Here is a 15,102-nt window from a genome sequence, read left to right as displayed (position 1 = left end):
CTTGACATTACATATACTGGCGATTCTATATTTTTGTCAGTTCTTCTGGCATTTTTCACAAAAAGTTTTATGGCCTATTATATTATTGATTGCCTTCTTTTATTCATCTTGAAAAAGAGCTAATACGAAGTGTTTCTTATATAAAATTGGACACAAAAAAAGTGTCCCCCTCTGTGGGAACACTGAACAATACAAGATGTTGTTGTGCATTTTTTACTTGAGCTAAATGTTAGCTCTTTTCAAAAAGGCACTGCTTGATGACTCATGTAAAAAGACCCCTCTTGCTTGTAGCCAAGAGGAGTCTTATATTTTATTATTTCGCGTACTCCACTGCACGTGTTTCGCGGATAACAGTTACTTTAATATGTCCTGGATAATCTAGTTCTTCTTCAATGCGCTTACGAATATCACGCGCAAGTCGATGAGAAGCTAAATCGTCAATTTTTTCTGGTTGAACAATAATACGGATTTCACGTCCTGCTTGGATGGCATATGATTTTTCAACACCATCGTAACTTTCAGAAATCTCTTCTAATTTTTCTAGTCTGCGAATATAGTTTTCCAGTGTCTCACTTCGAGCACCAGGACGCGCTGCTGATAATGCATCAGCTGCAGCTACTAATACTGCAATGACAGATGTTGCTTCTGTATCACCATGGTGAGAAGCGATACTGTTAATAACAACAGGATGTTCTTTATATTTCGTTGCTAACTCCACGCCGATTTCAACATGGCTTCCTTCAACTTCGTGGTCGATTGCTTTCCCTATATCATGCAATAAGCCAGCACGACGAGCTAACGCTACGTCTTCACCAAGTTCAGCAGCTAGTAAGCCTGCTAAATATGCTACCTCCACCGAATGTTTTAGGACGTTTTGCCCGTAGCTTGTACGATATTTCATGCGGCCCAAAATCTTCATTAGGTCAGGGTGTAGATTGTGGATGCCGATTTCAAATGTCGTTTGTTCCCCTGTTTCACGAATTTGTTCATCTACCTCGCGACGAGATTTTTCAACCATTTCTTCGATTCGAGCAGGGTGAATACGACCATCCTGTACCAGCTTTTCAAGTGCAAGTCGAGCCGTTTCACGACGAATTGGATCAAAACCAGATAAAATAACAGCTTCTGGCGTATCATCGATAATTAAATCGATACCTGTTAACGTTTCGAGTGTACGGATATTTCGACCCTCTCTACCAATAATACGGCCCTTCATTTCATCATTTGGCAAGTTCACAACAGAAACAGTTGTTTCTGCTACGTGATCTGCAGCAAAGCGTTGTAGTGCCAATGATAAAATTTCACGCGCCTTTTTATCAGATTCCTCTTTCACACGCGTTTCAGATTCCTTCGTCATCACTGCAATATCAGTTGCTAGCTCTTTTTCTACTTCACTTAAGATAATAGTCTTAGCTTCATCTCTTGTTAATGCAGAAATGCGCTCTAGCTCTGTTTTTTGCGCTGCAACGAGCTCGTCCACTTTGCTTTCCATCTGTTCAATATGCTGTTGTCTTTCAGCTAGAGCTTGTTCTTTACGCTCTAAGCCGGCTTCTCTCTTATTTAGAGCATCATCCTTGCGATCAAGATTCTCTTCTCTTTGCAATAAACGGTTCTCTTGTTTTTGAAGTTCTAAACGACGGTCACGAATGTCATTTTCGGCTTCAGTGCGAAATTTGTGAGTTTCATCTTTGGCTTCAAGTAGTGCTTCTTTCTTTAATGCCTCCGCTTCTCGTTTTCCTTCTTCAACGATTGTTTCAGCGACATGTTTAGCACCAGTGATTTTTGAGTCATTCACTTTTTTCATGTAGATATAGCTAACAGCGGCACCAACGATGAGTCCAAGCAAAGCGGAGATGATAGTAATTCCATCCATATGAACACCTCCTCTTGCTATTTGGGTAATACAGTTTCAGTCGGCGCATACAAAAATTGTACTGCCTATTTTAAAGTCATAATTCAGAAATTATACATATTTAATTGTATAGCTAGCCCCAAGCTCTGTCAAGGATAGACGGGCATCTGTTCGCCTATCTGAAAGAAAAAAAGTAAGTCATATCCATAAGGACTATAAATTTACTGTATCTTTTGTGCTAGATAAAATACCTATGCTCCTTAAAAATGAATTTATTTGGGACAAAGGTGTCAATACAATTATTACCACAATTACGTACATCTTAATACAATTATTTTCACTTTCTTTGACAAAACGAAGACTTCTTTCTTACTGGCTATACTTTAGCAGACGGTCAAGCGCAATTCATGCCTATGAAACTACAATGAAAACAAAAAAATCGTCCTCACCCCATTAGAGTGAGAACGATGTATTATTATTTGTCATCTTCAAGAAGAAGCATTAACTCTTCATCCATTTCCTCATCATCATGTGCAGCAATGGTATAAGATGATGCAGCTATGCCATAAGAAGAACGAATTTTATTTGCAATTTCTTCTAAAATAGCAGGGTTTTCTTTTAAATATTGTTTTGCGTTTTCACGTCCTTGGCCTAGACGCTCATCACCATATGCATACCAAGATCCACTTTTTTGAACGATGTCTAATTCTACACCTAAATCCACCGTTTCGCCTTCTTTAGAAATCCCTTCACCATACATAATATCAACTTCAGCTGTACGGAATGGTGGCGCTACTTTATTTTTGACAATTTTAATTTTCGTACGGTTACCCATAATGTCATTACCTTGTTTGATTGCTTCAGCACGACGTACTTCTAAACGAACTGAGCTATAGAATTTTAGCGCACGACCACCAGGAGTTGTTTCTGGATTTCCGAACATAACACCAATTTTTTCACGAATTTGGTTAATGAAAATAGCGATTGTTTTAGACTTATTAATCGCACCTGAAAGCTTACGTAATGCTTGAGACATTAAACGAGCTTGTAAACCAACGTGCGAATCACCCATATCGCCTTCGATTTCAGCTTTTGGTACAAGTGCTGCAACAGAGTCAATAACGATAATATCAATCGCCCCACTACGCACTAATGCTTCTGCAATTTCAAGCGCTTGCTCACCTGTATCTGGTTGAGATAGTAATAGTTCATCAATATTTACGCCTAATTTTTGAGCGTAAATTGGATCTAATGCATGTTCAGCATCGATAAATGCTGCTTGTCCGCCCTTAGCTTGTACTTCCGCAATCGCATGAAGCGCAACGGTCGTTTTACCTGATGATTCTGGACCATATACTTCAATAATACGTCCACGTGGATAGCCACCAACACCTAATGCTGCATCAAGCGCTAGCGAACCACTTGAAGATGTAGCAATTTCTAAATCTGTTTTTTCGCCTAGCTTCATGATAGAGCCTTTACCGAAATTCTTTTCAATTTGTTTTAACGCCTGTTCTAAGGCTGCTTTACGATCACTCATTGTTTTTCCTCCTTTGAAACTGTTCACTGTTTTTATCTATCTCTACTATACTTGTTTTTGAGAGAACACGCAAGAAAAAAGCGAACATTTATTCGATTTTTGTGCAAAATAAAAATTTGGATAAGTTTTTCCTACCCAAATTCCCATTTTGAACTATCATAATCAATGCTATTTTTAGTGTAATAGCTTCATAACCTGTACATGCATCTTACACTTTTAGAAGTGATAGACTTGTGAAGCAAGCTAAATACGTTTCTTGTAACCTCGTGCTTCCAATTGCTGCATTAAATAGTGACAAGTAAACTTCACGGCACGCAATCGGTTTGTATTGCGCATACCCGATAAGTGAAGTAAATACGTAATTGGCTCTTCGTCATCTATGGCAATACCAATCCATACCGTTCCTACCGGCTGATGGTCATGTGCTGTAGGACCAGCCGCACCTGTTAGTCCGATACCGATACTTGTACCAAATTTTTGACGTACTGCACTAGCCATTGCCGCAGCACATTCACTGCTCACAATACCATGCGTATCTAGTAATTGTTGAGAAATGCCAAGCTGCTTTACTTTCGCATCTTCGGTATAGGTCACCAGTCCTCCAATGAGCACATTGCCTACACCTGGTATTTCAGCCAGCTCTGATTGAAATAAACCAGCTGTTAAACTTTCTGCCGCAGCAATCGTTAAATTATTGTCCTGCAACATTTCCACCGTTTTTGAGGCGAGTGAGTCATCATTTATGCCATATTGATAGTCGCCAACAATAGCACGAATTTCTGCCACTTTTGCAGCAATCAACTGGTGCGCGTCGTCCTCTGATTGGGCCTTCGCTGTTACGCGTAAAGTGACCTCTCCATCAGCTGCTAGCGGGGCAACCGTTGGATTGGTTTGTGTATCTAAAATATCCTGTACATATACTTCTAACTCTGCTTCCCCAATACCATAAAAACGCATTACGTGAGACACAATTACTCCGCCATCATTAAGCATTTTACCAAGCTTTGGCTTCGCTTCAAATTGGAACATCGGCTCTAATTCCTTTGGAGGGCCAGGAAGTAAAATATAAGTGCAATTATCTTTTGTTAAAATCATTCCTGGTGCCATACCATGATGATTAGCAAGCACCTCACTACCTGCTAATATTAGCGCCTGCTTGCGATTATTGTCCGTCATTGAACGGCCTCGTTTAGCAAAAAACTCCTCAATATATGTCAATGCAACTTGATCGAATACAAGGTCTACTCCAAGATGGCGAGCAATCGTCTCCTTCGTCAAATCATCCTTTGTTGGACCTAAGCCTCCTGAAAAAATAATGAGATTAGCGCGCGATTCCGCAATGCTAATTGCTTCTTCTAACCGTTTTGAATTGTCACCAACAACGGTATGATAAAACACATTAATTCCTAACTCAGATAGCTGATTTGAAATAAATTTTGCATTTGTATTTGTAATCTGTCCAAGTAATAACTCTGAGCCAACTGCAAGGATTTCAGCATTCATAATCCACAAGACCTTTCTTATTTAGACTCAAGTAACACACGTCGATTTAGATAGAAATAATCCCATCCAGACCATAGTGTAAAGAATAATGCAATATATAGCATTATTTTATCAAACGGGATACCGAAATACACAAATATTGTATTGTGTAAAAGGGCTGCTGCAATCGCAACAATTTGTGCCCATGTTTTGATCTTGCCAAGCTGATTGGCTGCTACTACTTCTCCACCGCCTGCAAGAATTAAACGTAAGCCAGTTACAGCAAATTCGCGGCTAATAATAACAATAATAATCCAAGCTGGTGCCATACCAAGCTCTACCATTAGAATAAACGCTGCAGAAACAAGTAACTTATCTGCTAATGGGTCTAAAAATTTACCAAACGTTGTTACAAGATTATACTTTCTCGCATAGTAACCATCTACCCAATCCGTAGTCGATGCAATAATAAAAATAAGAGCTCCCACAAAATGATGGACTGGCATCTCTGCACTAAATAAGGTCATTGTTCCCCAGCCGAAATCAAACATCATAACAATGACAAAAAACGGAATAAGTAAGATACGTGAAATGGTAATTTTATTTGGAATGTTCATTTTACTAACACCTTTCATGATGAAAGAAAGTAGTCATCATAGGATGACTACTGTTCTTTATTGAAATTGACGACAATATTTTGCGTTACGATTTGCTGTGCATACGTTAAAAGCTCGTCATTAATATAGACCTTAGCTTGCGTAGAATTACCTAAACGAATACGTGCATAGCTTTGTGCTGTTGCATCAAACTCTACAATTTCCCCCGCTTTATACACACGCGTATCAGTCAGTAATTCTTGCTGCTGTTGGTTACGAATACCAATAAATGTAGGTCCTGATACTTCAATTCGTATTTTAAATGTATCAGTACCCGTTAAAGTGTAAGATGTTGTAGCGCCATCTGCTTCGATTGTACCTGCTGAAATCGTTTGCTTAACCTCTTCGGTTTTACTATCATCTGGTGTTACATCTTCTGTCTGCTCTTTTTCTGTATTAGCTTGAGCTTTTTTATCTTCTTCCTCTTTATCTTTTTCATTATCTATTGGTTTTGGTTTTTTATCGTACTCCATTACTGGTGGTGTATCATTACTTTCACCCGTTCCTGAGTTGCTTCTATTTTGAAATAGAACCCAAATTGCCACGATAATAACAATAATAAATAAAGCGACAATGACTTTCGGCATAGCCTCCATCATTTTATTCGAAGAGGTTTTTGAAACCTTTCTTCTAGTTGAAGTTTGAGTCAATGATTGGCTAACTTGGTCGTTCGGTGTCCCTGGCAATTCGCTTTTAAATGTCTCTAAAATTTCCTCTGGATTTAACCCAACAGCCTCTGCATATTGTTTAATAAAAGCTCGTACATAAAACGAACCTGGCATAATTGAATAATTGCCTTCTTCAATACCTACTAAATAACGTTTTTGAATTTTTGTTATTTCTTGTAAATCGTCTAAGCTGTAGCCTTTAGACAGTCTCGCCTCTTTCAGTCGAGTCCCTAATTCCGCCACTAATAACACCTACTTTAATATCAAATTAAAAATTAAATCCTCCAAATGAATCGGATTCGGACATCATATGATTTTTTTCCATTATTTCATAAGTAATTTCTTCATCTGGGTGATGCCGTAGTTCAATGATATAATCAAAATCCTCAATCTTATATTCAGAATGCTGAACAAACATATCTGGATGCTCTACAACTTTAATCGAAGGCATATTCATCATTTCACGCACTAATTGCAAATGTCGCTCATCAGCGGAACGACGTGTTACAATGCCATCCAGTATAAAAATATTATTGTCACTGAATTCATCGCCTGCAAGCTTATTACGAATAGTTTGTTTAATCATTGTAGATGATAAAAAAATCCACTTTTTATTGGCACAAACACTTGCCGCAACAATAGATTCCGTTTTACCAACCCGAGGCATCCCACGTATCCCAATGAGTTTATGACCTTCCTTTTTAAAGAGTTCTGCCATAAAATCCACTAAAATACCTAGTTCATCTCGGACGAAGCGAAAAGTATTTTTTTCATCTGCATCTCGAGGAATATAATGACCATGCCTAATAGCTAAACGATCACGGAGTTTTGGTTGTCGAAATTTAGTAACGTGGATATGTTCCATTGTCGAAACAATTGTACGAAAACGCTCAATTGCTTCATCATTGTCTGTATACACTAGCATACCACGCCGGTCTTCATCGACACCATTTATTGATATAATATTGACACGAAGCATCCCTAAAAGTGAAGCAATATCTCCTAATAATCCAGGGCGATTCACCTGAATTTCATATTCAAAGTACCAATCGCTCAAACACACTCGTTCCCTTCCTATTAGTTAACGTAAAAAATCTTTTATAAGTTCCATCATAGCTGATTTTTTATGTAATGGAAAGTTAGAATACATGGAATTATAGCGTTATTTTTAAATTCTTACTAAAATTTATTGTCCCACCGGAAATAGACTTACATACGTTCCCTTTTCCACGCAAATATCGATTTTTAATATAGAAAAAAGAGGAGAGTAGCTCTCCTCTTTTTTTACTGTACATGTTTATTTTGCACAAGTTTTACGACACAATTCGCCAACGCTTGCTTTTCATCATCAGAGGCAACGCCCCATAAATCCGACAGCACTCGTTCTTGTTCATTTTTAGGGTCGATATTTGTCGCCAAATATTCGCCAATTTGTACAGCAGCTTGTTGAATCATTTTCTTTGGCATACCGCTTGATTCAGCCTGCATAACATTTTGTCCTAAAAAAGATGTCCATTTTTGCCAGTTTTCTAAAATGGTCATATGTTTCCTCCTCCTTTACACATGTAGTATGTGCAAAAAGAAGAGATATTATATGTACCAACCACCATTTAATCGAATTATTTGTCCTGTCACATAATTTGCTTTTCCTGACAGATAAAAACGAACCATTTCAGCTACATCTGTTGTATGACCGACTGAACCTAATGGAATATCTTCTAAAATGTACTGTAGTTCTTCATTACTTAAATGATTATTCATCGAAGTATTGATAAAGCCTGGGGCAATTGCATTAACACGAATACCAGATAATGCAGCCTCTTTGGCATAGGACTTCACAAAAGCATGCTGCGCACCTTTTACCGTTGCGTAAAGTGCTTCTCCAGCAGATCCTGCTTCGCCCCAAATAGAACCGATAAAAAGCACATAACTGACATCATGAGTACGTAGTTTTGAAGATAATAAAGCTGTTAATTGCATCGGGTTTTGCACATGAACACGCCATAATGCATCCATTTCCTCCGCTGTTGTATCCTCCAACAAGGCATAATGTGCTTGCCCGTTCGCAAAAACAATTGCTTGGACACTAAATACTTGTGAAGCCAATTTTTGCGCTGCTTGTATATTTGTAAAATCTCCTTGTACAAGCATAAATTCCTGCGCTGGAAAATCGCCTGCGAGCGTATCACATAAAACTTGTGCCATTTGCTTGTTATGGGCATAATGCACGTAGAGAGACCAGCCGTCTTGTGCCAAACTTCGACAAATAGCACGACCGATCTCACCCGATGCACCTACTATTAGGGCAAATTTTTTCATTATGCGCCCTTTTCTGTTGGTAACACTTTGAATACAGTTTGTTGAGATTCACCTTGGATAGAAGCAAACGCTTTAGTTAAATCTTCAATTGTTAATTCTTCTAAGACAGGGACAACGTCGAATAAATTCATATCATTAAAAGAATAACGTGTAAATTGATTCGCGATAAATTCGATTGAATTTAATGCACGTAAGAAAAAGCCGATTTTTTTACGCTTGATGCGTTCTAAATCTGCACTGGCAAATTGCGCACCTTTTTCGTATTTTTCTAATTCAGCTTTAATGGCTTTTGCTAATGTATCAGGTTCTGTAGAATCAGAGCCAATCAACGCAAAGCCAAAACCTTTTTCTAACGTAAAGTCAAACGCATAGGATTCGTCAATCAAGCCTTCATCATAAACGCGTTCATAAAAGCTTGAAGTTCGCCCAAAAATAAGCTCTAATGCAATTTGTACGGATAGCTCATGTTTTAACATTTCTCGGCCAGACAAATTCGTGTCTTTCGCTTTTAAGCCCATGTAGACCTTTGGTTTTTGCACATCCATGTGCAATGTGCGTTCTTTTACAGCAACATCCGTTGGCTCTTCCTCAAAGAAACGCTGAATTGGTGTAGGCTCTGGGAACTCTTTTTTGCCTTGATTTTCACGTATAAATGCCATCATTTCTTCAGGCTCCACGGCACCAATAGCAAATAATAGCATATTAGATGGATGATAAAACGTATTGTAACACGTATATAGATGGTCAGCTGTAATGCCGTCAATTGATTCAATTGTCCCCGCAATATCAATTTTCACTGGGTGAGTATGATACATATTTTCAATTGTGCCAAAGTATAGGCGCCAATCTGGTTGGTCATCATACATTGTAATTTCCTGACCAATGATCCCTTTTTCTTTATTAACCGTAGCCTCTGTAAAGTATGGCTCTTGAACAAAATTCAATAAAGTTTCAGTGCTTGTATAAATATTATCTGTTGATGAAAATAAATACGCAGTCCGTGTGAAAGAAGTAAAAGCATTGGCTGAAGCACCATATTCGCTAAATTTTTGGAACACATCGCCATCTTCTTTTTCAAACATCTTATGCTCTAAAAAGTGGGCAATGCCATCCGGTACTGTAATGCTTTGCGATTCTCCAAGCGGTACAAATGTGCGGTCAACAGAACCGTACTTCGTTGTGAACGTTACAAATGTTTTTGAGAATCCTTTTTTTGGTAAAATATAGACATCCAAACCATTCTCTAGTTTTTCATAGTAAAGTGTTTCATCTAATTGTTTGAATTCAATTGTTTTCATTGTGCGGTTTGCTCCTTTCCACTTAAGAAATAGACCGCTTCTAACTTCACTTGTTTCGCCATGTCGACAACATCTTCTTTTGTCACAGCTTGCCACTTCGTTGCCCAAGCTTCGACAGAAAATTCCTCTGGTAAATCTTTGTATTGGTCAAAAATTTCAATTTGACCACGCGCAGAATCAAGCGATTCCTTTAACTGATTTGTCAGCATCGCTTTCGTTTGGTCTAATTCTAAATCGGTAATATTCCCTGCTTGTATTGCCACAAGTTGTTCTTTAATCAAATTTAGTGCTTTTTCTTCATTTTTCGCCTCAATGCCAGACACCACAAATAATAAGCCATAATGTGATGCATATGAGCTAGAAGCATAGTAGGCCAAACTTTCTTTTTCACGAACATTCATAAATAATTTGGCATGTGGATAACCACCGAAAACACCATTAAAGATTTGCATTTTAGCAAAATCTGCATCACCAAATCGCACTGGTGTACTAAAGCCAATATGCAGTTTCCCTTGCTTCATTTCCTGTTGTTCGCGTACATAATCATTTTGTGGGTGTTTCTGAGGCACAACAGTTGGAATTTCTTCTGGTACACGATCTTTAAAAGGCAGTGCCTTTTTAAGTTTTGCAACAAGCTCATCTTCATTGATATCGCCTGCAACATAAATATCGATTTTGTCAGTAGTTAGCATTGATTCGTACGCTGCCACTAAAGATGCTGGAGTAATACTTTGGATGTCTTCCACTGTCCCATTTGCTGAAATAGAGGCAGGCTCATTTGGACGTAAAATTTCTTGAAGACGCATCTGTGCAAAGCGAGACTTATCATCAAAAATAGATTCAATACGTTGAATGACCATTTTCTTTTCGCGTTCTACAATGGATTCCTTAAATATACCGTTTTCTAAATTCGGCTCAAAAATTGCTGTATGCATGATGCCTAGCACATCGTTTAATACACTTGTATTCGCCAAATATTGATCGTTTACGGTTTCAACATTCATCAATACCGTATGCTCGTTACCACGCTTTGATGTATCAAAATACAACACTGTTCCGTATAGGTCATCTAAAAAACTACGAAAAGCAGCAGTTGTTGTATATTTTGCATTGCTATGTTGCAATACATTGGTTAACACCGTACGTTCAGACGCACTTTTGGCTGTTAATGCTCTTCTCCATTTTATCGAGAAATTTACTGTTTTAAATTGGGTCGTTTGTCGGATATGCAAATTGACACCTTTTGCAAAAGGTATTGTTTTAAACATATGAAACCCTCCTATCTTTCTTAATATAACAATGTACTACAAATACTATACATGTCTATTGTCTATAATTGCAAAAAGAATCCAAAGTATGTATGTGGAAAGGTAAAATAATTTACTGCATAAGGCAAAAGACTGGGCATGGTTTGCCCAGTCTTTTTATTCGCTTCATTTCTTTCCAACCTCGTCCAGTCATTCAACGAATAAAACCTGTTGCCTGATACTTATCGTTTGCCTTTAATGTAAGGTTGACCACTTGCTTTTGGTGCATTCGCTTTCCCAATAAATCCGGCTAACGCAAAAATCGTTAATACATAAGGTAAAATTTGTAGATATACTGCTGGAATATCTTGCACATACGGAATTTGATTCCCTGCAATACTTAATGTTTGGGCTAAACCAAAGAATAACGCTGCCCCAAGCGCTCCGATTGGATGCCATTTACCAAAAATCATCGCCGCAAGTGCCATGAACCCTTGCCCAGCAATCGTTGCATGTGAGAAATTCCCTGTAATTGTTTGTGCATAAACCGCACCACCTAGACCACCAAGTGCACCTGAAATAACAACAGCGATATAGCGCATTTTATTAACTTTGACACCCATTGTATCAGCTGCCATTGGGTGTTCTCCTACTGCACGTAAACGTAAACCAAACGGTGTTTTATAAATGATAAACCAAGCACCTATTGCCACAGCAAAGGCTAAAATCGAAGTGCTATATACGTTATGGAATAATAATGGTCCAAAGAACGGAATATCCTCTAAGTAAGGAACAGCAAAACGACGAATTGGTTGTTCAATCATATCTGTCTGACCTTTATCATAAATCATTTTCACTAAGAATACTGTAACCGCTAAACCAAGTAAGTTAATAGCTACCCCAGAAACCGTTTGATCGGCACGGAATGAAATCGCTGCGACGGCATGTAGCAAGGAGAAAATTCCTCCGATAACCACTGCTGCAAGCATTGCCACCCATACTGTTGCGGAACCTAATTGTGATGCATACTCTAAATTGACAAAAATACCAACAAATGCGCCGACAATCATTAAACCTTCTAGCCCGATGTTAACAACACCTGAACGTTCAGAGAATACACCACCGATTGCAGTGAAAATTAATGGTGTCGCATAAAGGATTGCAGAAGGGATGATGAAATATAACATTTCTAAAAAGCTCATGTTATTGTCCCTCCTTTTTCTTACTTAACTTTTGTAATCCTACTCGAATAACGTAGCCTGAAGCTACAAAGAAAATAATCAAGGCGATAATAATTGATACGATTTCCTCTGGAATACCTGCAGCATTCGGCATATTAAGCGCACCATATTTTAACGAGCCAAATAAAGAAGCCCCGAATACTACGCCAAGAGGTGTATTTGCCCCAAGTAAGGCAACAGCGATACCATCAAAACCAATCCCTGTGAAGCCAGCTTTAATGGATGCATTTTGGAAAGTACCAAGTGCCTCCATGGCACCACCAAGACCAGCAAACATACCTGAAATCGTCATAGCTAATATAACGTTTTTATTGACACTCATACCAGCATATTCAGCCGCATGTTGGTTAAAACCAACTGCTTTTAACTCATAACCACGCGTTGTTTTTTCTAAAATAAACCACATTACCATTACCATCAGAAGTGCAATCAGAATCCCATAGTGAAGACTTGAGTTGTCTGTTAGCTCTCTTAAAAACGGAGAACGTAATGAAGCCGATTCAAGAACACGTTCTGTTTTAAAGCTACCATCTGACAATTTTTTTATAACAGCGTTCGCAATATAAAGCGCTGTGTAGTTTAACATAATTGTCGCAATTACTTCATGAACTTTAAATTTCGCTTTTAAGAAACCTGCAATAAAGGCCCAAAATGCACCTGCTGCTGCTGCTGCAAGTAATGCCAATGGCAAGTGAATAATTTTTGGTAGTTCAAAAGCATAGCCAACCCATGCTGCTGCAAGCCAACCTAAAATTAACTGACCTTCAACCCCAATGTTGAATAAGCCAGTACGGAAAGCAAATGCTACCGCTAGACCTGCTAAAATATACGGTGTTATTTGACGAATTGTGTTCCCGATTGAATATGAATCTCCAAAAATACCTGTCCAAAGAGCACTATACCCTTGGATTGGGTCATAGCCGCTGACTACCATTACGATAGCACCAACAATTAAACCGATAATGATTGAGATGATAGGAACGAGTATATTAATGACACGATTTGACATTAGTCGTTCCCCTCCTTCGCTATATTTGTGCTATTTTTTTTACTTTGTCCCGCCATTAATAGACCAAGCTCTTGCTCTGTTGTTTCTTTTGGATTTAACTCATCCACAATTTGACCGTCATAAATAACAGCGATTCGGTCTGAAACATTCATTACTTCATCTAATTCAAATGAAATTAATAATACGGCTTTCCCTTTATCACGCTGCTCGATTAGTCGAGAGTGAATAAATTCAATTGCCCCTACGTCTAGCCCACGTGTCGGAAGTGCTGCAATCAGTAGATCCGGATCTCGGTCAATTTCACGACCAATAATCGCTTTTTGCTGGTTACCACCCGAAAGAGCTCGTGCAGGCGTCATCTCGCCATTCCCTGTACGCACATCATATTCTTGAATAACTTGTTTCGCTTTTTCCGATACCTTTTTATAATCCATTACAAAGCCTTTAGCAATCGGTGGTTGATAATATGTTTGGAGTGCAATATTGTGACCGATTGGGAAATCTAACACTAGTCCATGCTTATGACGGTCTTGTGGAATATGCCCTACACCTTGTTCAGTAATTTTACGTGGTTTCATGTTCGTTACATCTTTGCCGTTAAGCTTTACCGTACCGCTTTTCACTTTACGTAAACCCGTAATTGCCTCGATTAACTCTGATTGACCATTACCATCAATACCAGCAATCCCGACAATTTCACCTTTGCGAACATTAAGGTTAAGACCTTTTACTTTATCGATATTACGGTAGTCTGTTACGACTAACTTCTCAATCGTTAGTACTTCCTCGGTTGGATTAGCATCTATTTTTTCTGTTTTAAACTCAACCTGACGACCAACCATTAATTCTGCTAATTGGTCAGGGTTTGTTTCAGCCGTTACAACTGTACCAATCCCTTCCCCTTTACGAATAATTGTCACTCGATCAGATACATCCATAATTTCTTTTAGCTTATGTGTAATTAAAATAATCGATTTACCTTCAGCGATTAATCGGCGCATAATTTGAATAAGCTCTGTAATTTCTTGTGGCGTTAAAGAAGCAGTCGGTTCATCAAAAATTAAAATTTCTGCGCCACGATATAGCGTTTTTAAAATCTCAACACGTTGCTGCATTCCTACAGTGATGTCTTCGATTTTTGCATTTGGATCTACATCGAGCCCATACTTCTCAGAAAGCGCTTGCACCTTTTTCGCTGCATCTTTAATATTGACTACACCCATTTTTGTAGGTTCAGAACCTAAAATAATGTTTTCTGTTACTGTAAAGTTTTCCACCAACATAAAGTGTTGATGCACCATGCCAATCCCCAAATCATTGGCAACATTCGGGTTTGTAATTTTAACAGCTTTCCCACGAACACGAATTTCTCCACCCTCTGGCTGATACAGACCGAAAAGGACGTTCATTAAAGTCGATTTACCTGCACCATTTTCTCCTAGCAGTGCATGAATCTCGCCTTTTTTTAGTTGGAGGGTGATGTTATTATTTGCTACGAATCCACCAAACTCTTTGCGGATTCCAAGCATCTCAATCACGTATTCCAATATTGTCACTCCCTTATTAGGCAATTTTCTCTAAAATAATTTTTATTCACTGGTGTATTTCTTCCTGCCTCTATTGCAATACAGCACAACCCTCACCTAAAGATAAGGCATTTTCTAATTGAAAAATAAATTAATACAGGAAAGGTCATCGTTAGAAACCTTTCTTCTATTAACTTGTTACCATCATATCTTAAACTTACGATAATCTAATATAATAATTCTATTTATATATGGAAAAAATAT

The 15,102-nt window shown here is 38.3% G+C and carries 13 protein-coding genes; all 13 read right to left on the bottom strand.

Annotated elements, in window-relative coordinates; translation table 11 throughout:
• Positions 1-313: 313 nt before the first annotated feature.
• Entirely contained in the window at positions 314-1,873 is a 1,560-nt protein-coding gene (rny, locus tag I5435_RS05230; protein ID WP_024361960.1) for a ribonuclease Y, read from the bottom strand.
• 454 nt (positions 1,874-2,327) lie between these two features.
• Positions 2,328-3,392 carry a recombinase RecA gene (gene recA, locus I5435_RS05225; RefSeq protein WP_024361961.1) on the bottom strand — a complete coding sequence of 355 codons (1,065 nt, stop codon included), beginning with the start codon at positions 3,390-3,392 and terminating at the stop codon, positions 2,328-2,330.
• 243 nt (positions 3,393-3,635) lie between these two features.
• Complete coding sequence (locus tag I5435_RS05220; RefSeq protein WP_108029532.1) at positions 3,636-4,895, bottom strand: competence/damage-inducible protein A; 1,260 nt, start codon at positions 4,893-4,895, stop codon at positions 3,636-3,638.
• A gap of 17 nt (positions 4,896-4,912) precedes the next feature.
• Positions 4,913-5,491, bottom strand: a complete 579-nt coding sequence (gene pgsA / locus I5435_RS05215) for a CDP-diacylglycerol--glycerol-3-phosphate 3-phosphatidyltransferase (RefSeq protein WP_024361963.1) — start codon at positions 5,489-5,491, stop codon at positions 4,913-4,915.
• Positions 5,492-5,538: 47 nt separating this feature from the next.
• Positions 5,539-6,450 (bottom strand): helix-turn-helix domain-containing protein, encoded by a 912-nt coding sequence (locus tag I5435_RS05210; protein ID WP_174412969.1) that lies wholly within the window; start codon positions 6,448-6,450, stop codon positions 5,539-5,541.
• Between the two features lie 16 nt (positions 6,451-6,466).
• Complete coding sequence (locus I5435_RS05205) at positions 6,467-7,255, bottom strand: DUF3388 domain-containing protein (protein WP_337983337.1); 789 nt, start codon at positions 7,253-7,255, stop codon at positions 6,467-6,469.
• 227 nt (positions 7,256-7,482) lie between these two features.
• Positions 7,483-7,740 (bottom strand): DUF3243 domain-containing protein, encoded by a 258-nt coding sequence (locus I5435_RS05200; protein WP_024361966.1) that lies wholly within the window; start codon positions 7,738-7,740, stop codon positions 7,483-7,485.
• A 48-nt stretch (positions 7,741-7,788) separates the two neighbouring features.
• Positions 7,789-8,517, bottom strand: a complete 729-nt coding sequence (ymfI, locus tag I5435_RS05195; RefSeq protein ID WP_025218820.1) for an elongation factor P 5-aminopentanone reductase — start codon at positions 8,515-8,517, stop codon at positions 7,789-7,791.
• A complete protein-coding gene (gene yfmH / locus I5435_RS05190) occupies positions 8,517-9,815 on the bottom strand; it encodes an EF-P 5-aminopentanol modification-associated protein YfmH (protein ID WP_337983336.1) in 1,299 nt (432 codons plus the stop codon). Before yfmH ends, ymfI begins: the two co-directional genes overlap by 1 nt.
• Complete coding sequence (gene yfmF, locus I5435_RS05185; protein ID WP_024361969.1) at positions 9,812-11,083, bottom strand: EF-P 5-aminopentanol modification-associated protein YfmF; 1,272 nt, start codon at positions 11,081-11,083, stop codon at positions 9,812-9,814. Before yfmF ends, yfmH begins: the two co-directional genes overlap by 4 nt.
• Positions 11,084-11,304: 221 nt before the next feature.
• Positions 11,305-12,264, bottom strand: coding sequence for an ABC transporter permease (locus I5435_RS05180; protein WP_024361970.1), 960 nt, complete (start codon positions 12,262-12,264; stop codon positions 11,305-11,307).
• 1 nt (position 12,265) lies between these two features.
• A complete protein-coding gene (locus tag I5435_RS05175) occupies positions 12,266-13,312 on the bottom strand; it encodes an ABC transporter permease (RefSeq protein WP_024361971.1) in 1,047 nt (348 codons plus the stop codon).
• Complete coding sequence (locus tag I5435_RS05170; protein WP_024361972.1) at positions 13,312-14,859, bottom strand: ABC transporter ATP-binding protein; 1,548 nt, start codon at positions 14,857-14,859, stop codon at positions 13,312-13,314. Before I5435_RS05170 ends, I5435_RS05175 begins: the two co-directional genes overlap by 1 nt.
• Between the last annotated feature and the right edge of the window lie 243 nt (positions 14,860-15,102).

The organism is Lysinibacillus sp. C5.1 (assembly GCF_016350185.1).
Lineage (GTDB): Bacteria > Bacillota > Bacilli > Bacillales_A > Planococcaceae > Lysinibacillus > Lysinibacillus sphaericus.
Note: the sequence above shows the minus strand (reverse complement) of the source record. Positions and strands in the feature narration are given on the sequence as shown.